The 24,848-nt window shown below is 63.7% G+C and carries 16 protein-coding genes; all 16 read left to right on the top strand.

The window, feature by feature from the left end; genetic code table 11:
• Positions 1 to 5: 5 nt before the first annotated feature.
• On the top strand, positions 6 to 1,262 hold the full coding sequence (locus tag U9R61_RS13635) for a C40 family peptidase (protein ID WP_322489367.1): 1,257 nt from the start codon (positions 6 to 8) through the stop codon (positions 1,260 to 1,262).
• Between the two features lie 90 nt (positions 1,263 to 1,352).
• Positions 1,353 to 1,931, top strand: a complete 579-nt coding sequence (locus U9R61_RS13630) for a hypothetical protein (protein WP_322489366.1) — start codon at positions 1,353 to 1,355, stop codon at positions 1,929 to 1,931.
• A 1-nt stretch (position 1,932) separates the two neighbouring features.
• Positions 1,933 to 5,421 (top strand): hypothetical protein, encoded by a 3,489-nt coding sequence (locus U9R61_RS13625; RefSeq protein ID WP_322489365.1) that lies wholly within the window; start codon positions 1,933 to 1,935, stop codon positions 5,419 to 5,421.
• Between the two features lie 40 nt (positions 5,422 to 5,461).
• On the top strand, positions 5,462 to 7,543 hold the full coding sequence (locus U9R61_RS13620) for a hypothetical protein (RefSeq protein WP_322489364.1): 2,082 nt from the start codon (positions 5,462 to 5,464) through the stop codon (positions 7,541 to 7,543).
• The gene (locus tag U9R61_RS13615; protein WP_322489363.1) at positions 7,540 to 9,021 is read left to right on the top strand and encodes a hypothetical protein; all 1,482 of its coding nucleotides are present in this window, start codon (positions 7,540 to 7,542) and stop codon (positions 9,019 to 9,021) included. Before U9R61_RS13620 ends, U9R61_RS13615 begins: the two co-directional genes overlap by 4 nt.
• A 99-nt stretch (positions 9,022 to 9,120) precedes the next feature.
• Positions 9,121 to 9,492: a hypothetical protein gene (locus tag U9R61_RS13610; protein ID WP_322489362.1), complete on the top strand. Its 372-nt coding sequence runs from the start codon at positions 9,121 to 9,123 to the stop codon at positions 9,490 to 9,492.
• A 60-nt stretch (positions 9,493 to 9,552) separates the two neighbouring features.
• Positions 9,553 to 9,972: a hypothetical protein gene (locus U9R61_RS13605; protein WP_322489361.1), complete on the top strand. Its 420-nt coding sequence runs from the start codon at positions 9,553 to 9,555 to the stop codon at positions 9,970 to 9,972.
• Positions 9,959 to 12,403 (top strand): hypothetical protein, encoded by a 2,445-nt coding sequence (locus U9R61_RS13600; RefSeq protein WP_322489360.1) that lies wholly within the window; start codon positions 9,959 to 9,961, stop codon positions 12,401 to 12,403. The genes U9R61_RS13605 and U9R61_RS13600 overlap by 14 nt, the downstream gene beginning before the upstream one ends.
• A gap of 11 nt (positions 12,404 to 12,414) precedes the next feature.
• Positions 12,415 to 15,654 carry a hypothetical protein gene (locus U9R61_RS13595; protein WP_322489359.1) on the top strand — a complete coding sequence of 1,080 codons (3,240 nt, stop codon included), beginning with the start codon at positions 12,415 to 12,417 and terminating at the stop codon, positions 15,652 to 15,654.
• 575 nt (positions 15,655 to 16,229) lie between these two features.
• Positions 16,230 to 17,093: a hypothetical protein gene (locus U9R61_RS13590; protein WP_322489358.1), complete on the top strand. Its 864-nt coding sequence runs from the start codon at positions 16,230 to 16,232 to the stop codon at positions 17,091 to 17,093.
• A gap of 167 nt (positions 17,094 to 17,260) precedes the next feature.
• A complete protein-coding gene (locus tag U9R61_RS13585) occupies positions 17,261 to 19,309 on the top strand; it encodes a hypothetical protein (RefSeq protein WP_322489357.1) in 2,049 nt (682 codons plus the stop codon).
• A 5-nt stretch (positions 19,310 to 19,314) separates the two neighbouring features.
• Positions 19,315 to 20,316 (top strand): replication-relaxation family protein, encoded by a 1,002-nt coding sequence (locus U9R61_RS13580; protein ID WP_322489356.1) that lies wholly within the window; start codon positions 19,315 to 19,317, stop codon positions 20,314 to 20,316.
• 102 nt (positions 20,317 to 20,418) lie between these two features.
• Positions 20,419 to 21,447 carry a replication-relaxation family protein gene (locus U9R61_RS13575; RefSeq protein WP_322489355.1) on the top strand — a complete coding sequence of 343 codons (1,029 nt, stop codon included), beginning with the start codon at positions 20,419 to 20,421 and terminating at the stop codon, positions 21,445 to 21,447.
• A gap of 1,082 nt (positions 21,448 to 22,529) precedes the next feature.
• Entirely contained in the window at positions 22,530 to 23,141 is a 612-nt protein-coding gene (locus U9R61_RS13570; protein ID WP_322489354.1) for a hypothetical protein, read from the top strand.
• On the top strand, positions 23,138 to 23,965 hold the full coding sequence (locus tag U9R61_RS13565; protein ID WP_322489353.1) for an AAA family ATPase: 828 nt from the start codon (positions 23,138 to 23,140) through the stop codon (positions 23,963 to 23,965). The genes U9R61_RS13570 and U9R61_RS13565 overlap by 4 nt, the downstream gene beginning before the upstream one ends.
• A 125-nt stretch (positions 23,966 to 24,090) precedes the next feature.
• Entirely contained in the window at positions 24,091 to 24,765 is a 675-nt protein-coding gene (locus tag U9R61_RS13560) for a metal-dependent hydrolase (protein ID WP_322489352.1), read from the top strand.
• The last annotated feature ends 83 nt before the right edge of the window (positions 24,766 to 24,848 follow it).

The following is a 24,848-nucleotide window of genomic DNA, read 5'->3' as shown; positions in this document are numbered from 1 at the left end:
GGGCGGTGCTGCTGGGTCTGGGGCTGCTGGTGTTCGGTACAGGCTGTCAATGGCTGCTCACCGCTACGCAGCTTGCCAGCCAGCCGCCCCGAATGACGTGCCCGACGCCGACGCCGCTCCCGACAATTGAGGTAGACGACGGCGAAGAGACGGTGATCGTCAATGGCACGCCGACGACGCGCACGCGCACCCGGCTGACTGAGCCGTATGAGCGCGAGTATGGGTTGCCAGTCGTGACGCCAACTGCCTATATCCGCGAGTCGGCCAACTTTCCCATCGGCACCATTGTGAATCTGGGGGGCGGTGTCGATGCCATGCTCACCGTTGCGGGGCAGAGCGCCACACGGCACCAGGGCGAGGTGCTGGAACGGCTATATCGCATCAGTGTGGAATGGAACAACCCCGGCCAGCCGCTCACGTTTGACCCCTACCGCCAGCTCGCTATCTCGCAGGTGCAGGGGGCCGACGGGCGCATTCGTAGCAACGTGTGGCGCTGGTCGCCGGAGGCTGCGGCAGTCAGCGATCTGCCGGCGCCATCATCCGCGCTGGAGACAACGACACAGATTCCCACGGGTCGATCAACGATGCACGTTGACCTGTTCGCGCCCGATGGTCAGGTACAGGTTGCAGAGTTGCGCCTAGATGGGCCGCTGTCAGAGGGCAGCGGCGGTGTTCACGAGGATATGCGCGTGCAGTTCGTGGCCGGGCCGGACGATCCCAACTGCTCGACGAATGGGCTGTTTGGGGCCGCGCCTGATCCTGCGCGCCAAGCCGCGCAGCCAGTCACAGTTGGTGGCAGCGCAGACGCAATCGCTCAGGCCGCACTGTCGCAGTTGGGCCGTCAATACTGCTGGGGCGGAAAAGGCTTTTCGCCCTGTAGTGGGTGTGCCGATGGTCAGTGTGTAACTCCGGCGTGTGCCTCCTACCCATGTTTCGATTGCAGCGGCCTAACGTGGTACGCCTATCAGGTAAATGGCATCAGCATCGGCCATGGCACGAGCAACCAGAAGCTGTATCAGCGTGTTGAAGCGGCGGAAATCCAGCCGGGCGACCTGATGCTGTTCACGGGCGGCCCTGTCGGCTCGACCGGGTTCACAGGTATTCGTCACGTCGGAATCTATGTCGGTGATGCTGATGGGGATGGCACCGGCGACATGGTTCATGCAGCGAATTACCCTGACGGCGTAGTATTGACGAAGAATGTCTTTGCTAATCGCTATTATCAGCAGCGATTAGCAGTGATTACTCGCCCTCCTCGATAGGTGTCTACGATGAATGCGCTCCATCTTGTCTTGTCTGCCATACTCGCCTTTACGACTCTGTTGGAAAGCGGCAATCAAGCAGTACAACAGATGGCTACAACCGTTACGGTGATCATCCATGACATCGACGCGCACCCACAGCCCGGTCTAGTAGTGAGTGCAGAGGATGGCGTGGGGCAGAGCTACACCCTAACGACAGATGAGCGCGGAACTGCCGAGGTACACATCGAGGGGGCGAGCATCTGGATACGTGAGATTGCGACGGCTGAGGGTGCTGTGCTTCAGATGGATAGTAATACCGACGAAGGCGGTATGCGCTTCCCGCTCGATGGTACGCCACTAATCATCGCCTTTGCCCGCGACGGTGCCCTGCTCTTCCGAGTGCCGTTCGAGTTAGATGATCCTGCGTTTCCTGACGGCGTACCCGGTACGCTTTCCGCAGCGACCGCTGGAGTTGATAGCACCGCCGTTGCGGGTGGCAACCTGAGTGAGCCGATCTTGGTGAGTGGTGATGTAGAGCCGGAGGCTGGTGGCAACCGCGTGTTCTGGCTCATCGTCGGCGGCCTGATCCTGGCCGGCGTGGGCCTGGGGCTGTTTGTCTGGGCACAGGCCCGTGCGAGCCAGGGGCGGCAGCGACACGGCGCAGGTACGCGCCGCAGAGGGCGGTGATATGCGACGGCGAACGCAGCACGCTTTCCTCGCGCTGGGCCTCATCCTGGCGTTAACAGTAGCCCTCTGGCCCCGCCCGACCTATGCGGCCTGCGACCTCAATATCGGCTGCTATGTCGATGAGGGCATTGTGACGTTTCTGCGCTTCTTAGCGCAACTTGGATGGTTTTTCAACGGCAACTTGTTGCTTGTCTCGCGCTGGATTGAGGAGCAACGCAATTGGCTCGTCAACGACGTGATGGCCGCGGTGTTCGACGGGCTGCTGAAGGGCGCGAGCGTGGCCTGGGCGCAGGCGGTGGTGATCGCCGTCATTGTGTTTGTGATCGGCTTCTCGCTGCGTGCCATTGCGGAATTGAATTGGGTTGACCTGAAGCGCGGCATACGGAACGGCGTGTTTGCCCTCATCGTGTTCACGTATGGGGCGCAGCTCATGGCGGCCTCTGAGAACGGCAGGGTGATTTTGAGCCAGGCCGCGGCGGAGATGGCGAAGGACTCGCTGACAACCGCCGGCGCCGCGCAGATGCTTACGGGCGGCACCTCGCGCCCCGGCGATCTCATGCCCCCTACGGCCACTATCTACCCCGATGAGAAGTGCGGCGGTGCCGTGCCGCCGCGCACGACGCCGGGGATAATGATCAACGACATTGCCGCAAACTACTTGTTTGCGACGGCGGAAGATATACATTGCACCTCAGAGTCAGGGGCGTCAGAAAATGCGCCGGCGCTGCCTCGTGTGTTCTGGGAGGGCGGCGAATACCCCACTGCCTCAATGGGGGCGAGCAATGGCAGCGTGCAGTTTGTCGGCTTCTACAGCCGCAACCCTGGCAATGCCGCCGATGAAGAGGATCGCCGGAGAATCGTGGGGCTGGCGATGGATGGCGCGGTGCGCCAACTCTTCGGCCTCTTTCTGGTGATTGCTGCGGTGCTGGAGCAGGTTATTCAGCTTCTTTTTGCTCTGGGCCTAGTGAGTCTGTGGTTTGCTCTGTCGATTGGCCTGGTGTTTGCGCTCTTTGTACCGACAGAGGGAATGTTATCAAGCATCATTCGCACCGGCATCGAACTCCTGAAGCAGAGCGTTCTGACAACCATCGGTGTGACCCTCGTGGGCTTTGTGATCAGCACCACCGCAGGATCGTCTGGAGTCAATGCGGGCCTGGTGGCCTTCATCGGTCTTCTCGCCCTCGTCGTGCTGGTGATGCTGCTGGTGAATACCGGGCGCGTCATCTTTTCGACAGTCTCAGACTTGAGTAGCACAACCCTGGGGGCCGCCCCCGCCGCGGTGTTGGGCGCCGTTGGGGGCATGGGCCTCGCTGCCGGCATGGCGCTGAGGGGTCATACGGCAGCCCAGGAGGCTGCGGCGGGCGCCCGCGACCGAGCAGAGGCCGATGCGCGGGCGAGCGGAGCCAGCGACAAAGAGATACGGCAGGCTGGCAACCGGGCGGCGCGCGCGGCCTACTCGTCGGCGCTCAATGCCTCCGCAGTGCGAACCTTCAACGATGTGGGGCGCGCTGTAACCGATGCGGCTGGCTTTATCGACGATCCGCTGCGCCAGAGTATACGCTGGCAGGATCGGGCCGAGGCCGAGCGGCGGCAGAAAGAGATCATCGCCGCGATGGAGCTGCGCGACGAGGCTATCAGCAGCTCGCCGACCAGTTCTCCGGCCAATGCGCCGGTTGCTCTGGCCTTTGGAGCGGCTGGCAGCCAGAACAGCAGCGCTGCCCAACGACTGCGTGGCCTCGCACCAGCGTCGCCGGACAATCCATATGTGTCAGAGACGACACCACTGAATACTGTCTCAGCCCAGAGCAGTCAGGCCACAGGTGATTCGGCTGCCGACCTTGCGGCGGCAGAGCGCCAGGCCGACGCTGAGGTGGAGGTTGTGGGCAAAGCTCTTCAGCGCGCACAGGCGGAGCGGGCGTTAGTACAGCAGCAGCTTGCGACCGCACAAGGCCGCGCCGCGGTGCAGCAGTCTTCTGTCCTGAATGAGCGGGAGATCCGGCGCTTGTCGCAGCAGGCCGAGGGGGTGAGCGCGGAGGTGGCCCGGCTTCGGCAGCAGCTCGACGAGGCCGAGCGGCTACAGCGCCAGGTGCGCGGTGATGCTGATACGCGGCGCGAGCAGGAGACAGCGCAGCGGGCCTGGGGCACGGTGCAGGCCACGGAGGGCCAGCGTGACCCTGTGAGCGGCAGTACGCCTCAGCTTGTTATTCGCAGTAGCATTGGTCTGGCCCAGCAGCAACTCACCCGCGAGCAGCAGCAGCTTGATCGACGCCCTGCCGATGATCCGAGCGTGGCCGAGGATCGTGCCTGGCTCCAGCGTCAGGAAGCTGTCGTAAACAGCTTGCGACGGTGGAATGAGGCGCTGGCCCGCCCGAATGCGTCGCCGGCTGATCGGGTCGCTGGGGAGGTTGCCGTGCATCAGATCCGCGAGGAGGCAGAGCGCGAACAGCAGGCAGCCAAACTGGCGGGTAACAAGCAGCGCGAGCGGATCGCTGGCGGCATCGCCTCCCTGGCGAGATCCATGCTGCCGCCTACCGGCGCGCCGGTAGGGGCACCTGTGGCTGCTGCCCCGTCGGCAAGAAACGGCGCACAGGCGCCCGCTGGCGGAGCGACAAAGGGCGCTACATCCGTCAGTGTGGCCCCGGTAATTGGCCCTTCGTCGAGTGGTTCATTAGCCGTACCACCCGCAGCATCCGAACCGGCTGCGGCAGCAACTAGCGGCCCAGGCTCGCAGGTAGCTCCCGGCATGACGAGCACGGTAGCTCACAGCTCTTCAGCAGCGCAGCGCCTCCGACAGCCGGCAGGTGTACAGGCGCCCACTGGCGCGGCGGTGGGAACACCTGCGGCTCCCGCCCCAGCTTCCACTTCCACCCCGGCAGCGGTAGCGAACGGCGTGCAGGCGCCCGCTGGCGCGGTGATAGAGGCACCTGCGGTTGCTGTTCCAGCTTCCAGCCTGGCAGTGGCAGGGAATGGCGTACAGGTGCCCACTGGCGCAGTGGTCGAGGGGCTTCCAGCTTCCATCCCGACAGCAGTAGGGAACGGCGCGCAAGCGCCCGTTGGCGCGGCAGTAGGGGTGCCTGCGGCTCCCACCCCGGCTTCCGCCTTAGCTGCGGCCCCGGTAGTGGCAGGGAATGGCGTACAGGTGCCCGCTGGCGCGGCGGTAGGAGTGCCTGCGTTTCCCGCCCCGGCTTCCGCCCCAGCTTCCACTCCGGCAGCGGCAGGGAACGGCGCACAGGCGCCCACTGGCGCGGCGGTAGGGATTACGCACGCTGGTAATGGTTCTGATGCACATTTAGGACAAGGGGGAAACGTATCCCCCACGGCTTCGGTTGCATCGTCTGGCCCAGCTTCAGCACCGGCACCTGCACTACGGAATCCGGCCCTATCAGCCGGGGCAAAAGCGCCCGCTGGTGAAGCCGCTCCCTCGACAGGAGAAGCAACTACGTCCCGGCGATTGCGCGTCGGCGGCGTAACTCGCGGCGCGAGGCGATAACGTTACTCTCATGCGTTTCAGAACACCAAGCCTCATTGCAATGGCCCTGGTTGCGGGGATTGCTCTGGCTCCGCTGGTGCTGCCGCTGATCGCATCGTGGGGTGGCAAAGCGGCAGCCCAATCGCTCCCGTGGACACCAACCCCGGAGCCAACCGACCTGCCGGTTCCCTCGCGCACACCAACAGTGATCGCTACGGTGCCGGTCCCGTCGCCGCTTTCCACAGCGACCATGTTGCCGTCGGCTACACCAAATCCCGATCCGAACGCGCCGATTTTGGGCACCGCAGTAGTGATGACGCCGATTTATACGGCCCCGGCAGGTCAGGAGCCAGGTACGGACAGCGGCTCGACGGACGGCGGCTCGACGAGCGGCGGCTCGACGAGCGGCACGGCCACCCCTACCCCAGAGCCAGGGACACAGCCTGATCTCTGCGAGCCGAACGACTCGCTAACCCGCCCGTGTTCGCTGCCGACAGAGGTTGAAAACAGCAATCTTACCTTCGTCGATGACAGCATTGACGTATTTAGCCTGCTTCTGAAGGGCGGGCGGACCTATACGCTTCGAGCCAGTAGCTCTACTGGCATTGACCCGTTCATCCGGCTCTACCGTGCCGAGGACACCGCTACGCCCCTCACTGAAAACGATGATCTGAGGCCAGGCACCACCGACGCCGAGGTGAAAGTTACAACCAATGGCGACGGCTGGTATCTGGTGGTTGTTGAGAACAAAGCGCCGGGACATATGCGCGGGCGAATCTATAGCTTCAGCGCCCGCTCGTCAGCCGCCGAGCAGCCCACGGCAAACCCAGCAGCGGCCACACAGCAGGCGCTCCGCCCCGTTGCGGCCACGGTAGGCGATGTATTCGAGAACAACTATAGTCCAGAGACAGCGGCCACCCTCGTCTGGGGCGTGCCCTTTGATCTCAGCCTTGTTTGCCCTGTTCAGGGGCAGTGTTCCGCTGGCGATCATGATTTCTTTTGGGTGCCCGTGAAGGCCGGCGTGCAGCTCGTTGCTGTCACGTATGACCTGGGGCCTGGCGCTGACCCGGCGATCACGCTGTATCGGCCTGAAGCAAACTTTACCGATCCCTCAACCAGCCTGGCCGGCTGGCGCGCATGGGCCGGTAATGATGATGTGGTGCCGGGCTTTACGCTACGCTCGCAGCTCCTCGTCGCGCCAGATTGGGATGGGTACGCGCTGCTTGTTGTTGCCTCGTCGCGGCGCACTGACCCGCCTCCGATGCCCCCCGCCGTGGGCGCTCCTGGCCGCTACCGGCTGATGGTTGGCCCTCCGAGCCTGGCCCCGGTTCAGGATGTGCTGCGCGCTCAGAATGACATCCCCGCTGCTCCGACGACGGCCCCAACTGTGCCGCCGCCAACGAGCCAGCCGGTTGCGGCGAACGTCGCCCCTACGCCTGTTACCGACGCCCGCGAGGTAATCAAGGAAAAGAGCATCGCTGGCGAAGCCGTCGTCGTAGTCGATGGCACCCGTCTGTACGCCGCAGCCCCGCCGAGTGATGACGATGAACTGGCGGTATACCCCGAAGGCGCCGTCGTAATACTGATGGGCGAGGCGTATGCCGGCTGGGTTAAGGTGCAACCGCTTGACTCCGTCGTGCCCGGCTGGATGTTCGGCCCCAACCTGCGCCCGCTCAACCCGGTACGCCCTGGTGCCGCTGCAACGGCAACGACTCCTGGCAGCCAGGGCGTCAGCGCCCCGACGGTGAGCGCGAGCGGAGATGCCCCGACAGTGAGCGCGGGCGGCACGGGTGTGGGTAGCACCGCGCCGCAACTTACGGTGCTGACCCCATTGCCCACGCCAAGCACGGCCAGCGTCTCGCCTCAGGCCCGCGCAGCCACGATTGAGGTGTGCGCGGTGACGAAGGCAACTGAGAGCGGCTGCCCCCGCCCGCTGGAGGGTGTGCGCGTCGAGTTGGTGCGCGTCGCTGATGGTGCGGTGCTGTTCGTTGGCCTGACCGACCGCACAGGCCGCGTCGCCCCCAGCATCCAAGTATCGCCCGGCACCGCCGTTGACGTGCAGATCGGGGCGCTGGGCATCCGGGCGCCGTTGCCTACGAATGAGGCGCTGCTGCCAGTGCGTGTTGTGGAGGGCGGCGTATGACACAGCAGCAGGATCGAAGCGTCATCGAGGCTCAGGCGACCCTTCGCAAAGCGTTAGAACGCCAGTGGCGGGCCTGGAATGCCCTGATCATCGAGCTGGAGGCCGAAGTGCAGGCCGCCGAGCGGGCGAAAGACCCGGAGGCCGCGCTGTTCGACGCCCCACCGACCCCCAAGGCAAACCTGCCGTTGGCGACGCGGAAGCAGCTCCTTGCCGTCTTTGATGCCCGGCTTCAGACCGCTCAGGCCGAAGCCGAAACTGAGGCCCGGCAGGCGTCCCTGCCGCCCCCTGACGCCGAGGAGGTGCGCCACAAGCTCATCGCGCACATTGCCCGCGAGCTGCACGGCGAGATCCATGAGAAGGGGCTGGCGCTCATCTACTGGAATGGCAAGCTGGTGCCATTCGATCATCGGGCGCTTCAGCGTACAACCTCTGCCGCTGACTACCTGGGAGCGGGTCTGGGCCGCCGCGCAGGCAGCCCCTTGCAGACCGGCTTGATTGTCGGCGGCGGGGTAATCCTCATCCTGAGCCTCCTGTTCTTTATGATCAACGTGGTACTTGCGCCGTCAGGGCCACGCCAGGCCGCTAGTGTGACCGATGCACGAGTGGGCGATTTGACAGTGACGCGCTGGGACGTGCAGGCCGCCGGCGGGATCGCAGGCGTGGCACTCCGGGTAGATAGCAAGCGGGTGAGCTACCCGCTTGTGATCTGTGCTCCTGAGCGGCAGATGGAGGCGCTGGTCGGGCAGACGGTCACAATCACTGGCACCGCGAGCGTGCGGCAGTACATCATTGCCGCCGGCGGCGCGGATCTTCAGGTTGTTTCCTGCGAGAATCCCCAGCGCGAGCTGGCCCGCGGCACCCTCGCCGGCGCCTTTACGGCGCTGCCCGCTGCTGAGGGCCGGGTGCGCGACGTGTGGGTGCGCGGCCCTGCCAATGACCCCCAGCGCATCCCGTCAGATCGCATGGAGGTGGCGGTGCTGGTGGCGCCAGATACCGGCGAGGCAAGCCTGGTGCTGGCCGATGGCACACGGCTTTCCCCCAGCGAGCGGCGCTCGCTCACTACGGGCCTGGAGCTGGTTTACCTGGCTCCGCTGTCACAGGTGACACAATCGGCGGGCCTACACGAGCAAGTGCCGGGCAGCTTGCCCCGGATCAGCACGTTGCTGCTGCCGGCGCCAGAGGATCGCCTGAGCTATCTGGCCCGCGTGCTGACGATTACCGACACGCAAGTGGAGCGTGAAGGCTCGACGCTGCGGCTCACGCTCACGGTGCGCGCTAAGACAGATCGCGGTGAGCCGCTGACACTGCAATCCAGTGATATACGCGCCGCTGCGGGCTCCAAAGCCGTCGATGTGGTTTGGGCACCTTTGATTATTGAGGGGGACAACACGCCCCAGCAGCTCGTTATCGAGATACCGACTGATCGCGGTGCCATAATGGTAGCTGTCGGCACCTGGCAAGCGTCGATACTACCCTGAAGGGGGTGATGGGATCGATTCGTTGTCGTTGCCTCGTTCACTAACTACACAAATCGCGTCACATCGCAGCAGCCTTGTAGCACTACATCGGAGGATCATGTGAACAACCTGACGCTTGTGGTCTATCGCCTGGGGATGAGCCGCCGCCTGTGGCGCCTCCTGCCCCTTCTGATCATTAGCATCATGGCCCTCACGGGCTGCGCCGAAGCCTCCTCCCAGATTCAGGAGGTGGGCACGCAGACGATGGATGGTGTGCGTACCTTCTCGATGTTCGCCGCCATCGCCATCGCTATCTACTGGCTCACCTACGTGGTGTTCTTCGGCCTCCGCAACGCCTGGCCGGAGGGCTTCAACGCGATCAGCAATACCTGGAAGGCGGCGGCCTTCATCACCGTTGCCACCGTGATCGGCATCCCCGCGCTCCTGAGCTGGGCCGGCGGGGTGGTGGAAGCCGGCGGCTTCGGAGAGTAGCGAACGTGCCTACACACTCCAGCCAGCACAGGCTGGCTGGAGTGTGTGGTGAGATGCACTATGTACGTTCAGCGAGAGCCCATCGGGGGCATCGGGGAAAACCGGGTCTGGTCAATTCTGACCGTTGAGAATGCCGCCGGGGCTGCTGTCGGCGGTGGGATCATGTATGGCATCGCTCAGGCGTTGCGGATCGCCGGCGAAGGCTTCGGGGTCGGCTTTTGGATTCAGCTCGTGATGATTGCCGCTGGCATTGCCATCGGCGCGATTGTCACGATTCGTATTCGTGGCCTTTCTCTCGTAGATCGCCTCATCATATTTGTTGGCTTCCAGATGCGTCGAGCCAGCGGTCAGCATCGCGTTGATCCGCCTATCGAGGCGTCGATCTGGGCGCTGACCGATGAGACGGATGATTTGTTACCCCTGCTCGACGAGGACATGCTGGCGGCGCTGAATGAGGGATTTCCCAATGGCCGAGCGTGAGCCGATAACGCTGCGGGTGCAAGGGTTTCCGCAGGAGATGGTAGGCAACCCGGCCACCATTGAGGAGGGCTGGCTACCATTCTTTGTCAGTGCCGACTATCCCTTCCGCATGATCGCCGCGACCACGCGGTTTGATCTGCGGCGTCCACTCGACCTGACCCGCGATCAGCTTCGGATTGTGGACATCCAGCGGCGCACCGTTGAGCGGCTGCGCGGCATTGTGAGCCAGAGCAACGGGCATGTGCCGGCAGAAGCGTTGGCTACCTATCTCGAATCGCTGGGAAGCGCGACGCAGCACTGGATTGATGCTGCCCTGGGCGACGGCGACGTGCATGAGCGGGCGACTTGGGAAAAGGCGCTGTCGGTTCTGCAACGGGCTTCCTGGCGCCGCCGCTGGCTACTGGCCTATGAGGGCTACTTTGAGCGGCTGAACACGCACCTGGCGCTGCGCGGCCTTCGGCACAACCTGATCGCGTGGCTGGATGAGGGGATCAGGCCCGGTGACTACGCGCAGCAGGTAGGCCGGGCGTTCAACACGTCGGCCACAGTGGATGTGTTGCCGAACCTGCTGCAAGTGAGCTATGTGGAGCGGTATAGCTGGCGCGAGAGCGGTTGCTATCTGGAGCCAGAGGAGCCAGATCACCCGCTATGCGCGATGCTGACGCTCTCCGGGCCGCTGCGCGGCCAATGGGATACCACGGTACTGCATCGGCTGATCAACGTCGGCTGTGATGTGGCGGTTGCGATTGATGTACAGCCCGTTAGTCGCACAGCAATGGAGTACCAGGCCGATCAGACCATTACTAATCGCACCTGGCAGTTTCGCCGCGGCAATGGCCCTCGTGATGCTCGTGCCGAGCGGGAGTATGTTGCCGCCCATCGGGTGCAAGAGGATCTGGCAACCGAGTCCGCCCACGATCTGCGCCTGGTGGTGGCGGTGTTCGGTGATGACCTCGATACCCTGAATCAACATGTGCGTTTGGTTATGAGTGCTGCCGGAACGCGGGTGCCACTGATGCGTGTCCCCGGCCAGCAGGCAGCCCTGGCCCGCTTCTTCACTACGGAGTCGACAAAGCGCATTGAGGCCCGCGCCCGGCCCCATCGGATGCTTTCGCACGGCGTTGCCGTCACAACGATGTTTGGCCTCCGAAAGCCAGATCGGACTGATGGGATTTTATGGCTCTTTCAGGGCGATACCCCCATTTTCTTTAACCCGATCAAAGACAAACGAGCGGGTCATGCCGTCGTGCTGGGCAAAACCGGCAGCGGCAAGACTTTCGCGCTGAATACGTGGATGATGCGCTGGTTGGCGCAAGGGCATCAGGTTGTGTTGTATGAGCCGCAGGGCCACTCTGAGCGGTTTATCCGCGCCTGTGGCGATGGGGGAGCGCGGTTTGTCCTGAACCTTGATCAGCAGCTCAACATTCTCGATGTCGTTGCCACCCGTGGCGAGCGCAACGAGCCGCCGAGCCTGGGTGTACAGGTGGCCCACGTCGTTACCCAGCTGTCCGTGCTGCTGGGCGGCTCGACGATGACCGCAAGCGGCACCGAGCAGTTCTACCCGCGCATGTGGGAGAGCAACGAGCGCGGCGTGCTGGAAATCGCCCTCCAGCAGCTCTATGCACCCTGGGCCGATAATCTTGATGCTCTTACCGTAGAGCGGACGCCCATCCTGGCTGATCTCTGCGAGGCGTTGCGCCAGGTGGGTCGGCAGCTTCGGGAGCGCGAGCGGGAAGAACTGGAAGGGGTCACAGGCGACGCGGGCGGAGATCGCCGCCGCCGGCGCTCTGATTATGCCTTCGAGTTGGCCGGCGAGATCGAGCTGCGGCTGATCATGGGGCCGTATGGGAAGAACTTCAATGCCCGCACGAGCATTGATTGGGATTTCTCCCATGACGCGACGGCGTATGATTTCTCGCAAATCCCAGAGGGGCCGGTGCGTATTTTCTACTATGCCCAAGCCTTTGGCGCCCTTAATCGGGCGGTTCGTGCGCCTAATCGAGATCGAACGCGGCCCCTCTGGGCCGTTATCGACGAGTTCAAATATATGGCGAGCGTTCCGAGCCTTGCCACCTTCGCTGCAAGTGCGGTGAAAACGTGGCGAACCTTCGGGGCGTCGCTGTGGACGGCAGATCAAGACGCACACACCTATCTTGGAACCGAGGGCAGTGCCCCTGATCCATCAATGTTGAGCGTCTGGCTCAACTCAACCATGAAGATGATCTTTCGGCAAGACCAGGCTGACGCGGCCCGTATTGCCGACAAGATCCAGGGGATGCAGCCAGCCCATGCGGATCTCATCACCCGCCTGACCCGTGGCGACATCGTGTTGGTATGGGAGAGCGATGACGACCTGATGACCTACAACGAGGTCTTCGTGGGGCGCGTCGGTGTGGATGATATGGAGCTTCGCGCCTTTCGAGGCTCGTAGGAGCGTGTGAAATGCGGTATCGTGTTCGGGGGCCATTACACTCAGACATTGAGCACATTGCCACTGAGCTGCGCGGTTTCATCGCGCATACCGGGCCGATCCGGCTTGGGTATCTGCAAATGCATGGCGTGGCCGCGCATACAATTGATGTGAGCGACGCCGGCGCAGCCTTCTTTGAGGAGACAGTGCTGCCGAAAATCGGCGCCACCGGCTCGTTCGTTGAGCAGCGCACGCCGCTCCGACAGCCGAAGGAGCTGAAGCTAACAGCGACTCTTTGCCCGACGACGGCCACGAGCTTGCCGAACCTGAGCGAGTGGGCCGGCGTCTGGAGTGAGGTTGTCTATGGGCCGCGCCGGACGAGGGTGCGCCTGCGGTGCTTGCCCGAAGATGCCCCCCGGCTGAGAGAGCTGGAGCAGCAGGGCTGGCGTGTCCTGCGCGGGCCGGCGGCGCTCTTCTCCTCGCTGGTGAAGGCGGCGCCATTCGCCCCTCAGTTCTGGCCCTCGCGGGCTGGCTGCGCTGCGGCCCCGGCGCCTGCTCCATCGGCGGCTGCCATGTTGCCCGCTGAACTGCCCGCTGCGGCCCCCCAGGCTGCGGTGCTGGCTCCGGCTACGGTGTCATCGCTGACCGCATCGGATGTGTTAGCCGCCCCTGATGCCCCGAACCTGCTGTTGGGAGTAACCCCAGCAGGCCAGGGGGTGCGGCTCGCCTGGCGGGCGATGATTGTTGCTGTGCAGGATGGCGGCCAGCGGCAAGATGCCGTCATTCCCGCGATGCTCTTCCGGGCGCTCACGCAAGGCATGGGGGCGCTGGTGATTGCCGAGCGGTCGAAGATGACACCGCGGGCAATGGCCCCGCTGGCGAAGCGGCTCCGGGTGATCGATATGGCTGACCCCTGGGAGAGCGCCCGCATCCCCTGGCGCTCGCTGTCGCCGGAGGGATTGAAGCTGCTGCTGGGCGGTGAGCCGCCGTCGCCGCTTCCTGAGACGCTGGCCGACACCCTACGCGCCATTGGCCGGCGTAACCTGGCTACGCCTGTGGTGGAGGCGCTAACCTGCGAGCCAGCGCATGATCTTGCTGGGACGCTGGAGGCCGGCGGCGGTGTTGTGCTACTGGTGGAGCCCGGCCCATCTGCTTCGCTCCTTGCCTCGCTGCTCATTTTGAACCTGAGCTTGGCCCGCGGAACACGCCCGTTGCTGATCTGTCGGCCCGCCTCGCTGCCGATGCCGTCGGCGCTGGCGGATCGAGCGGTGCAGATCGTCTTTGGCGATGCCCCAACGGCAGCCCTTCAGCTCCACGCAGCGCCCGACTCATGGCGTGTAACCTTCCCCGACGGCCAGAAACTTACACTTCAGGAAAACCTTGCGGCGCCGGTTGAGGAGCAAGCTGTCGCGGATCACGCGGCGCTGATGAATGGCCTGCAAGGGCGAGGGTGGACGCGGGAGGAGGCGGTGGCGCTCGCCGTCTCTTCTGTGCAGTTCAATGAGGGTGCTAATAGCTTGGAGTGGCTGGGGAGCCTAGACGAGAGCGCGAGGGGTGCTGCTGGGCTTTCTGAAGCTGAGGAAACGGCATCGGGAGGTGTACCCGGCCTGGATTGGCCGAAGAACTTAGAGGATGGCACAGAGGCCGATGAGGGGGCTATTGGGCTTCCTGAAGCTGACGAGCCGCCCCTCGTGGCCGGTGATGAGTTGCCCGCCTTGGTGGCCGATGAGGCTGAGGTGCCTATCGCGGTGGCTGCTGACGATCTAGATTGGCCGGTGGATCTGGGCCATCAGCTTGGTGACGAGTTGCCTGCTCTTGTAGCTGAGGAAGGTGCTGTTGGGCTTCCTGAAGCTGACGAGACGCCCCTGGAGGTTGCTGCTGAGGCAGCGGAGGAACTGGGCGGGAGCGAGCCTCCTGAAGTTGACGGGATACCTCTGGAGCTGGATGGCGATGCCACTATGTTCTGGGGGGTACAGGACGATGTACCTAGCGATGAGGAGGCGTGGCCGGCGTCGCTGCTCGACGAGGGCGACGTACCTGGCCCAATGGCAGGCGAGCTGAGTCGACCACGCCCCGTGGGGCGCCGCCGAGGGCGCTTGTCGTTTACTTCTCGCTCTCGACCGCAGGCCAGCAGTTCGACCAACCGTGTCATTGATGACAGCTTTGGGCTTTCTGAAGCTGACGAGCTGCCCCTGGAGGTTGCTGCCGAAGCGTCTGCCGCGGTGGCTGCCGACGATCTGGACTGGCCGGTGGATCTGGGCCATCAGCTTGGCGACGAGTTGCCTGCTCTTGTAGGTGAGGAAGGTGCTGTTGGGCTTTCTGAAGCTGATGAAGCGCCCCTCGTGGCCGATGATGAGTTGCCCGCCCTGATGGCCGATGAGGCTGAGGCGCCTACTGCGATGGTTGCCGACGATCTGGATTGGCCGGTGGATCTAGACGGTGATGAACTGTCCTCGCTGGTAGCCGAGAAAGGCGCTGTTGGGCTTCTTGAAGCTGACGAGGTGCCCCTGGAGGTTACTGCCGAAGCACATGCCGTGGTGGCCGCCGACGATCTAGGTTGGCTGGCGGATCTGAGCGGTGATGCACTGCTCGCCCCGGTGGCCGGCGAAGATGTTATTGGGCCTCTTGAAGCTGATGAGGCACCTACTGGGCTTCCTGAAGCTGACGAGGCGCCCACTGAAGGCATTGCTGCCCTTGTGACGGCTTGGCGTGCCGGTGAGAGCCTTACAGCCCTGGCTCGTGAGCTGCGCCGCCAGCAGCCAACCCTCTCGCTGCTTGAAGCAACACAGGTGTTGAAAGCTGCAATTCACGGTGAAGGAGAGGAGGCTGCACCGCTGTGCCAGAGTGCTTCTGCGTCAGCGGATCAGGTGCAGACTGAACACCTCCTGATGGTGTTACGCAACCTGGCCGCGGAAGAGCCGGTGGAGCCAGTTGCACAGGATGCGCTACGCCGCTGGCGTGAGGGTGGGCAACGGCGCGAGGTCGTGCGCGATCTAGCTGCGACCTACGGCATGAAGGAGCTTGATGCCCGTACTCTGTTTGATCAAGTGATCTTCCCCCGTGTCATTAGTGACTTAAACGGGAGCGGCGCCCTGGTGGTGAGCTATTTGCGCGAGGCAGGCAGTGAGATGCAGGGAGAGCTGCCTGCGCCTGTCGTCGATTGCGCGACGCGGCTGCTGGGGAATACCAGCCCTCATGTAGGTAAGGCGCGTGCGCTGCTCCCAGTGATGCGCGAGCTGCTGACGATGCTTGATGAGGGGGGGAGGGTGTAATGCCGGCGAGTCGGGCGGCAGCGGCACCGAAGCCAACATCGCAGGCATCCCGCTACGGGCGCCAGCAAGCCGCAGCGGCACAGGCTCGTCTGGGTATCGCCGTAGGCGCGGTGGTGCTGCTTGTGCTGCCCTACCTGCCGTCGCCCATCGGCCCGTTTCCCAACCCGCTGAGGAGCCTACCGGGCCTGCCGGCGCAGTTCGGCCCCTGGGATTGGCGCGGGTATCTCTGGGAGCTTCTTGCTCCCTCCCTACTGCAAGAGCTTATCCCAGCGGGGCTGTTTGGCTTCCCACATCCAGCGGTGACGCCGTTCCTGATGATAAAGCTAGGCGGAGCAATCTTCGGCCTACTCGTCATCCTGGGTCTTATCCAGCACGTTCTTAGCCTCTACGCGCAGCGCACACGCCCTCTCACAGCAAAGCACACCTATGTGCGCCTGCGTATACCTGGGAACGCCCGTGTGACCCCTGCTGATGGCGTGACGCTGCTTCGCACGCTTCATGGGATGCTGCCGCCGGCGAACCTGGCCCAAGGCTCCCCGGTGCCGTTGACGCTTCGGTGGACAGCGGTGCCTGAGATGCCGGTCACACAGGGCGTGACTGTCTGCGGCCCGCCCACGCTGCTTACCAGCATCGCTAAGACACTCGAAGGCTTGACGCGAGGTGCCGCGGCAGAGGTGCTGCCTGACCCGTTTACGGCGGAGCTGCAAGAAGGCCGCTGGCTCTGCTGGGCCGATGTTCGCCAGGTGGCTCCGCGCTTCCTGCCTATCGCCGTAGCCGATAAGAGCGATCATCCGCTGCTCGACGCGATGCTGCCGGCGCTCTCACCCCAGGCTGGCGTGATTCTGGCCGATGTTCAGATCATGCTCTCGCCGCTGGCTGATCGCACCTGGCGCTTGCCGGTGCTGGCGCAGCAGGAAGCCCTGAAGCTCGACATTGCCACCGCGGAGAAGCAAGCGATAGATGCAAAAGCCGCCGGCCCAGCGTTTCGTGTTGGGATGCGCCTTCGGGTGATCGCTGAAAACCGCGAGGCTGGGCTGGCGATGGTGCAAACCGTGGCGGCCACGCTCAGTAGCAGCGCGCAGCCGGTCGCCTCAACCGTGCAGCGGCTTGCTGCCGGAGGAGTACAGGCGCTTCCGGCGGTGCTGCCGCCGGCCCCCGCGCTGCCGGGCCTGCTCGTCAAGATCGCGCTAGGCTTTGGCGCCGTGTTGGCCCTGACCGTGGCTGCCGGCTGTTGGACCTGGGCTGGCGGGGGCCTCCTGAAGTGGGCATTGCCCTTCCTGTCATTTCCGATCCCCGTGCTGATGCTTGGCTGCTGGCACCGACGCCGGATCAAAGCTGATATGCGCCTGCTTCATGCGGGCGTTATTGGCGCCATTCTGCTGCCCGTCAATCCCAAGCTCGTGCCTGTTTTTAGTCCCTGGCTGGGCCGCGATGGATGATTAGTACGTCATAAGTAATGACAATGCACAAGGCCGGGGCGAAGTAGAGCCGCCCCGGCCTTGTGCATTGTGGTCACATCCCATGAGTACACTGTAAGCAGTTACGCCTCTGGGGGATATGTTTCCCCTAGACATTGCTGCACGACAACCTGCTACGAGGCAACGCTATGGTGATGCACCTCAGTGCCGCAGAGCTGGCAACGCTCTGGCATCTTCCCACCCCCGATCAAGGCAACCTCGTTGAGCGTGTCGCTGCCCGCTGGATGCCAGCACCGGCAAATGCCTTCATCGACGAGCGCGATGTGCGCCAGATAGCGATGGGTGAGGCCCGCAAGAGTGATGGCACTTGGGCACCCGTCGGCTTCTCCTATGACCGGCTCAGGTTCATCCAGTGGATCACGGCCCCAATGGGTCGCGGTAAGTCAGAACTGCTCAAAAACATTATCAAAGGTCTTCTACGGGCCGACGCCGGCTTTATGGCGCTCGATTGCAAGGCGAAAGACCTTGTGAACACAACGCTGCCCCTTATCCCGCTAAGCCGGGAAGGGGATGTCGTGCTGGTAGACCTTGAGGGTGCCAATGACACCGGCGAGGATCTGCGGGTGTCAATGAACTTGCTCAGTCCTTCTCTGGGGGGCTCGCTCGGTGTAGAGCCGTCGATGATGGCCTCCATCATTCTCGGCATCTTCGCCACCCTTGACCCCAACTTTTCAGGCGCCGTCGGTATCCAGCAGTTTGCCAATATGGGAATGCTCGCCTTGCTCGGTGGAGAGTCAAAGCCCACGCTGATGCACCTGATCCGCTTCTTCGGAGATGAGGACTATCGGGCTCAGGTATGCGGCAAACTCTCCGGTGCGTACCTGCAAGTTTCCGATTTCTGGGAGCGCCGGTTTGCTGAGATGCCGGAGACGCAGAAAAGTTCACTTGCTTCCTTTGAGCGGCGTCTGGATAGAATGCTCTCGTTTCCTGAGCTTCAGGCGATGCTGGTGGCCCCTGGTTGTAGCGTCGATCTGCGGAAGCTGATGGATAACAAGGGCATCCTGCTCATGGGCATCAGCGCGTCGCAGGGCGACATTGCCACGGTGGCGATCACGCTGCTGCTAACGCAGCTCAGATTGGCCGCGCTCTCGCGTACCAACCTGCCGGAGTCGCAGCGCCCTGATTGGCCGCTCATTATTGACGAGGTGCAGATTATCGCCAACAGCAATGCCGATCTGTTCAAAGTCATGTTGTCACAGTTTCGCTCGATGCGAATCGGGCAGATCCTTGTACATCAGGGGTTGAGCCAGATCGGTAGCGAAGTGATGGGGCCGCTGTCTGATAACGCCGCGCATCGCGTTATCTTCGGTTGCGAAGCCAATGACGCTGGCACCTACGCGAGCATTTACGGCGGCCAGGGGCTTACCCGCGAGGACTTCGTGGGCATGGAAGTGCATCCGAAGTACGGCTACGCCCTACACGCCTATCTGCGGTTTCAGGGTGGCCCGCTCTTCAGTGCGCGCCCACTGCCGATGGCAAAGCCGCTCGACGAGCCGGCGCCCCCGCCCGTCTACGTGGATTGGCGCACCGTGCGCGCACCGGCGAAGAGCGCACAGGATAAGCAGCTCGATGAGCACATTGCCCGTTTCAGCGAACTGGCCCGCGTGGATTGGGATGGTGCCGTAGAGCGGCTGGGCGTAGCCGCGCTGAAGCGTCCTGAGCTGTTCGATCTCTACTGTGCGCGTACCAAAGCCCACCGGGCCGCGCAGCGCCAGTTTATCCTCGACAACCCCGGCTGTATCAGAATGGACTCCGACATTGCTGACGATGAAGCCCGACGGGTCGATCAGAAAATACGACGCATCCGGGTGCTTTCGGCTCTGGGAAGCGGTGTGCCACGCTTGGAAACGACGGCCCTGGCTTGGTCGCTGCTCATGGCGGGCCGCGAGGCCAGCGAGGTGAGGAAACAGCGAGGCGAAGAGGAGAAGGCAGCAAAGGCAGCAACGAAGAAGGGCGGCAGAAAGCCCACCAGCGACGCTGCCATGCCGCGCCCGGCCCGCGTTCAGGCCGCCGCTGTCACCGTTGACACTACAGAAGCCGCCGCTGCTCCGGCAGGTGCCGCGCCCGGCGCCAGTAAGCCACAAACGACACGTTACCCGACCTTCGACGAGCTGGCGCAGGCCCGCGGCTGGAAGCGCGAGGCCGGCGATACCGTCAGTGGGATGGAGGAGTGGTAGCGGCAATGCTTTCGGTGCGTCCTAAAGCCCGGAACGCCGATCTGTCCTATGCTCGCCAGCGCGAACTGCTGCGGTTACTGGCGCGGCTGGAGTTTGTGCCAGCTCGCCACCTGCACCACCTGATCGCCCCATCGATTCACACTGTCTCCTTTTGGCGTTGGCTTCAGACGATGCACGCGCAGCGGCTCATTTGGCGGCACACAGTCGATCCTGGCCGGCTGCCCGGTGGCGTTGCAGCGCCCAATGGCGCCCCCCCGCCCCGGTTGCCCATGCTCTACGGGCTAACGGAACAGGGGCGGGCTTGGCTCGACGCGAGCGGCACTGAAGATGATCCTGCCGCCCTGGAGCGGGCGATCGTGCGCGATTGGAAGAAGCCGGAGCTGAAAACCGGCCAACTCGCCCACGATCTCCTCGTCGTCGAATGGTGTAGCCGGGCACTGATCGGCCTGCGTGCCTCTCCAATGCTCAAACGTATCGAAGTGGTCATGGAGTATGTGAGCGCCACCAGCGAAACCGGCCAGCCTCTTCAGCGGTTCGATGCCCTGATGCTTGTGCAAGTCGCTTCTGGGCTTTCGGAAGCCCAACCTGCCGCCCCAATCCCTTGGGGATGGGCAGATCATCGTGCGCCTGGTCTGCTCGCCTGGGCCATTGAGATTGACCGGGGTACGGAGCCGCTGGTGACGCTACTCGGCAAAGCGGTGATGTACCGAGATCTTACCGTCAGCGGCCACTATGAGGCGATGTTGGGCTGTAAGCCGCTGCCTGTTGTGGTAACGCCTACGGTGCGCCGAGCCGCGCAGATTGCCCGCGAGTGGCTGGACGGCTGGCCGGGCGGGCGCGGTGTGGTCGCGCCGGTTGCGACGCTGACCGACGCACGGGGCGGGGTGCTGTGGGGCCGCTACAAGACGCTTGGGGTCAACCCGGCCCGCGATGCGACGCTCTGGGAGGATGTAGGACTGACGCGAGAGCAATGGGAATCTGGCTCTGCGAAGCCCAACGATGCGTGAGCGTCTTGGCGATTTGCTACGGAACAACGCCACCCCATCAACGCACGACGATAGCAGAGGTACGAGATGGATTTAACCACACGTCTACACGGGAAAGCCGCAATGTTGCCAATGTCGGAGCGGGAGTTGGCGGTACTGCGGCTCCTGGGGCGGCTCGGTATGGTCATGGGGCAGACCATTCGTGCTCTCATCTGCCCCGATCAGCACGCAGCCTCGTGCCGCCGGATGTTGCGCGGCTTGGTAGAGCGAAAACTGCTGTGGCACGCGAATGTGCCAAACGCGAATGCCGAAGGCCGATTGCAAGGCCGAACCCCGCGAGTCTATGGACTCACCGATGACGGGCGGCAACTGCTTGATACCTTTGGGGCAGAGCCGCACGACGGCACATTCGAGCGGCTGATCTCCCGCTCGAAGCAGGCTCCTACACCGCCATCGGCCTCTCAGCTATTCACAGAAACCTATATTAGCGATTGGTGCGCCTCCCTGCTCGATCAGGTGCGCCGCACACCCATGCTTGCTGGGGTGCATATGCAGCGGCGCTATGTGATCACTGATGCCAATGGGGCGCTGCTTCAGACCATCGGGGCGGTGATCATCCTGGCCTTTGACCCGGAGCTGAAGAAGTTTGATCGGGCCGGCTGGGTGATCCCCTGGCTTACCGATGGTGCCATTGCCCCCTCGTGGCGAGTGGTGCGTTTAGCACTCGAAGTGGATACCGGCGTGGCGTCGATGCGCTCGATCTTCGAGATGGCACAAACGTATGCTCGGCTCTCTGGCGACGGGACGTACCAGCGCCTCCTGGGCGGGGCGCCGCGACCCGTGATCGTGACCCCTCCGGCTCGACGAGCACGAGCGGTCGCAGACGTGTGGATGGGTGCCTGGGAAGGGTCGCCGGCGCTGCTTTCGAGCATCGAGCGCACCTGTCACCCGGAGTATGGGGTGCTGTGGGGTGAGTACCTGGCCCTGAAAGCCAACCCGGTTATTAAAACCAGCCTGCTCGGATCGCTCCTCGGAACGGTTGAACAGTGGCCGGCGAAGATCGCAGCCTGGCCGGGAGGTGCCCCGGCTGCTGGTTCTAATGTGTCACAGGTGACAAATAAGAAACCCGGCTCGACGAGCGCATCGGCCTGATCGCCCCAGATCAGTCCATCTTTTTTTGGCCTATCCCCTGCGCGTTGGCCCGCTCATGAGGCTGCTCGCAGGAACACTTAGAAATCGGCGCTGAACGTGACACACATGACTACACATAACACAGCGCGCAATACGGCACAAAACCGGGCACGTATGGTGCGCGCTGGCTTGCACAAAAACGGGCGCGTATGGTGCGCGTATGGTGCGCGCATGGTGCGCGTATGGTGCAATACGGCGGCCCCGGTTGGCCCGGCCTGGTGCGCTGTCCCGCCCCGACAAACCTTCAGGCTTGTACAGCCTGAAGGTTCGGGCACTCGCCCGTTCAGTGGGTGCCCGGAGCTGGCGCCTCGTGGTGCTCTCGGCGTGGCTCCCCCGGCCCCCCCTGGCGGCGAGTGCAGCGGAAGCAGCGCAGCAGCAGCGAGAAGCATTGCGATTCATTGCAGAGCATTGCAAGGCATTGCAGGGCAGGGCCGGCAGGCGGGCTGGGGTTGCTGACGGGGAGCGGCGGGCGAAGAGGGGAGCGCTAGTGAGGCAGGGCGAGGCATTGCTGGCAGGGCTGGCACAGCGGCAGCCGGGAAAGCACAGCTTCGAGGGATATGGCACGAGCGTGGAGATGAGGCGCGGCAGCCAGGCCACCGGACACCAGGCCGGGGGCCAAGTCGGCGGGCACAGCCCTGGGGGAAACGTTTCCCCCACACAGCTAGGCTGGCGCCAGGGCGATCACAACAGGGGCCAGGGGCATATCAGCGGCGACGCGAGCCGGCCCTGGGGGAAACATTTCCCCTACATCATCCTGGTGCCGGTAGGGGGAGCGAGCGTGTTCACCCCCCTCGACGCTGGCGAGGCAGAGGCCGGGCGCTGCCATATCGGCGCCGTGAGCGCGAGCCGCAAGCCGGGGTTGGGGGAAACGTATCCCCCACACATGGCAGGCCGGTGGGCCGGGAGCATAGCCTGGGGAATGTCGCCGGCGGCGGGCGCAGTGACGGGTTGGGGGGTGTGCTCCGTGGTGTGCGAGCGTGGGGGATACGTTTCCTCCACACAGTCCATCAGGGGGTAGGGCCGTGTGCCTCCAGTGGTGCCATGTGAAGGGCTGGCTCATCGACAACGACCTGCCATGCTGGGATTGCCCGGCCTATGGGCAGCCGCCGGCGGCTTCGTGTGATACCTGCATCCACCGACGCGAGGGCGAGGCTGGGGCGTTCTGTGGCTTAACAAAGCTCGCCCTACCCTACGCCGAGTGGTGCTGTCACCACAATGCCAGCGTGAACGCATCGCAGATCGCCGTCGCCCTCGACGACCTGGCCGTAGCGCCCTGGCTGCTCGCTGTCTACCACGCCATGACACCGGCGGAGCTGTTGGCCGATCACCATAGCGCCCCGGAGCTGGAGCTGCGCGACAAGCGGGCCTGGCTGCGACTCGACGAGTTGGCTGTGCCATTTGTCTATGGTGTCACTGCTGACGCCTGGGAAGCCGCCGTGGCTATGCCGGAACCTGAACCTATCCCTGATGCCCCGCCCCATTTTGCCGCCGCCCTTGAAGCTCTGGAGGCGCTACAAGCCGGCGGCGATGTGGCTCCCGCCTACGCCCGGTTGATCCAGCTCCTTGATGAGATGCCCCTGGCGTCGCTGCCTGAGTATTGGCGCGGCACCGTTGCGGAGACGCTGAACCTCCTAAAAGAGCATTACACCCCATGAGTCTCACGATTGCCTTTGCCGGCAAGGGCAGCGCCGGCAAGACCACCTTGCTGCCCTCCCTACTGAACACCGCCGCCGAGTTGCGGCCCCACGAGCGCCGCCTGGTGGTAGATGTTGACCCGCATCAGAGCTTGACGAGCATCCTGGGGCACGACGGCTGCACCACTGTGGGCCAGCTTCGGTCGGCTTACGAGCGCCAGTTACTCACCGGCGCGGCATTACGCCAGAATGAAACCCGCGAGGCGTTTCTGGAGGCTCGCATGGGCCAGGAGGCGCTGCTACGCACACCCAGCTACGATTTCCTGGCCTTGGGCCAATGGGAACTGGCCGGCTCGCAATGCACCCCGAACCGAGTGATGGCGCGGGCGCTGGCCGCCATGCTGGGGCGGTATGACCTCGCCTTACTCGACCACGAAGCCGGCGTTGAACACATCGGGCGCTACGCCGGCATACCCCTCGACGCCCTGGTGATCGTCGCTACGCCGGCCCGGCTCTCCCTTGATGTGGCCGGGCGCATCTGGGAGAGCGCCACGCGGCTGCGCGAGGCGCCCCGCCTGGGCTTTCTGCTGCTCAATCGAGTGCATGAGGGCGATCTTGCGCGGCCCCACGTCGCTGAAGCCCTGGCCCTGTTCGATCAAGCAGGTGTTCATTTCCTGGGCACGGTGAGCGAGGCTGACGACGAGCCGCATACGCTCCCGGCTGATCATCCCTGGCATGGGCAGCTTGCGCCGCTCTGGAGCACGCTGCTCACCAAAACTCGTACCGTGGCGCTTCTCAGCTCGATGCTGGCGACGCAACAGCCAATTTCGTCAGTAGGAAGCTAAAAACGAAGGATGACGAAGAGACAAAACCAGCGCAAACCGTTGCCCTGTGCCGATAGACGGGATCAGCATAGCATCGTTATCTGTGGGGGAAACGTATCCCCCACCATCTACAAGGGAATAATGGTATGAGCGGTTTTCAGACACACGCCTTTGTTGGCGCCGTCAGTGGCCTGGCACTCGTGACACTGGTGGAGACAGTACGCCCAGAGCTGCTGCCAGAGCGAATCGGCATGATGCCCCCCATCGCCGGCGTGCCAGGTGGTGCTGGTGGCGCTGCGGTGATCGTCGCCAGTGCGTTTCTCGCCCTTATTCCTGACATTGACGAGCCAAACAGCTTTATCAGCCGGCGTGTACGCGAGGTGCTAACCCTCGCCGGCGTGGCCCTGGGCCTCGCCCTGGGCGTCGTTGTGCGCGGCCCCGCGTGGCTTCCGCTAGCTACCGGGGCAGTAGGCGGCGCTGTGGGCATGCTGGCCGGCTGGGCGCTCCTAAAGGTAATTCGAGGCGCCGCTGGCGGCCACCGGCGCCTTACCCATTCCTTCGTACTGGCGGGCCTCCTAGCGGCCCTGGCGTGGGCGCTGGCATTGGCTGGGGCGGGCCTCGTATGGCTCGTGCCGGCTGCGCTGGCCTGGGGGATCGTCATCCATTGCGTCGGGGATCTCGTTACACCAGCGGGTGTTCCCCTGCTTTTCCCGCTTTCTGACGCCAAAATCCGAGTGATGCCTGAACCGATGTGCCGTTACGGCGAGGCGTTAATCTTCCTGGTCGCCAGTGGCGTCGGTTGGCTGCTGCTGAACATGTGATCACATCCGCAACGCCACACTGCATTCACCCACAACAGCACACTATCTGACAAAAAGTATCGCCAATGGCGGAAATACTGACG

The organism is Chloroflexus sp. (assembly GCF_034431535.1).
Taxonomy (GTDB): Bacteria; Chloroflexota; Chloroflexia; order Chloroflexales; family Chloroflexaceae; genus Chloroflexus.
This window is presented reverse-complemented; position numbering and strand designations above follow the sequence as displayed.

Coding starts and splice junctions, on each gene's coding strand:
- U9R61_RS13630 (WP_322489366.1), top strand. CDS start 1,353: ATGGCTACAACCGTTACGGTGATCATCCATGACATCGACGCGCACCCA.
- U9R61_RS13625 (WP_322489365.1), top strand. CDS start 1,933: ATGCGACGGCGAACGCAGCACGCTTTCCTCGCGCTGGGCCTCATCCTG.
- U9R61_RS13620 (WP_322489364.1), top strand. CDS start 5,462: ATGGCCCTGGTTGCGGGGATTGCTCTGGCTCCGCTGGTGCTGCCGCTG.
- U9R61_RS13615 (WP_322489363.1), top strand. CDS start 7,540: ATGACACAGCAGCAGGATCGAAGCGTCATCGAGGCTCAGGCGACCCTT.
- U9R61_RS13605 (WP_322489361.1), top strand. CDS start 9,553: ATGTACGTTCAGCGAGAGCCCATCGGGGGCATCGGGGAAAACCGGGTC.
- U9R61_RS13600 (WP_322489360.1), top strand. CDS start 9,959: ATGGCCGAGCGTGAGCCGATAACGCTGCGGGTGCAAGGGTTTCCGCAG.
- U9R61_RS13595 (WP_322489359.1), top strand. CDS start 12,415: ATGCGGTATCGTGTTCGGGGGCCATTACACTCAGACATTGAGCACATT.
- U9R61_RS13590 (WP_322489358.1), top strand. CDS start 16,230: ATGCCGGTCACACAGGGCGTGACTGTCTGCGGCCCGCCCACGCTGCTT.
- U9R61_RS13585 (WP_322489357.1), top strand. CDS start 17,261: ATGGTGATGCACCTCAGTGCCGCAGAGCTGGCAACGCTCTGGCATCTT.
- U9R61_RS13580 (WP_322489356.1), top strand. CDS start 19,315: ATGCTTTCGGTGCGTCCTAAAGCCCGGAACGCCGATCTGTCCTATGCT.
- U9R61_RS13575 (WP_322489355.1), top strand. CDS start 20,419: ATGTTGCCAATGTCGGAGCGGGAGTTGGCGGTACTGCGGCTCCTGGGG.
- U9R61_RS13565 (WP_322489353.1), top strand. CDS start 23,138: ATGAGTCTCACGATTGCCTTTGCCGGCAAGGGCAGCGCCGGCAAGACC.
- U9R61_RS13560 (WP_322489352.1), top strand. CDS start 24,091: ATGAGCGGTTTTCAGACACACGCCTTTGTTGGCGCCGTCAGTGGCCTG.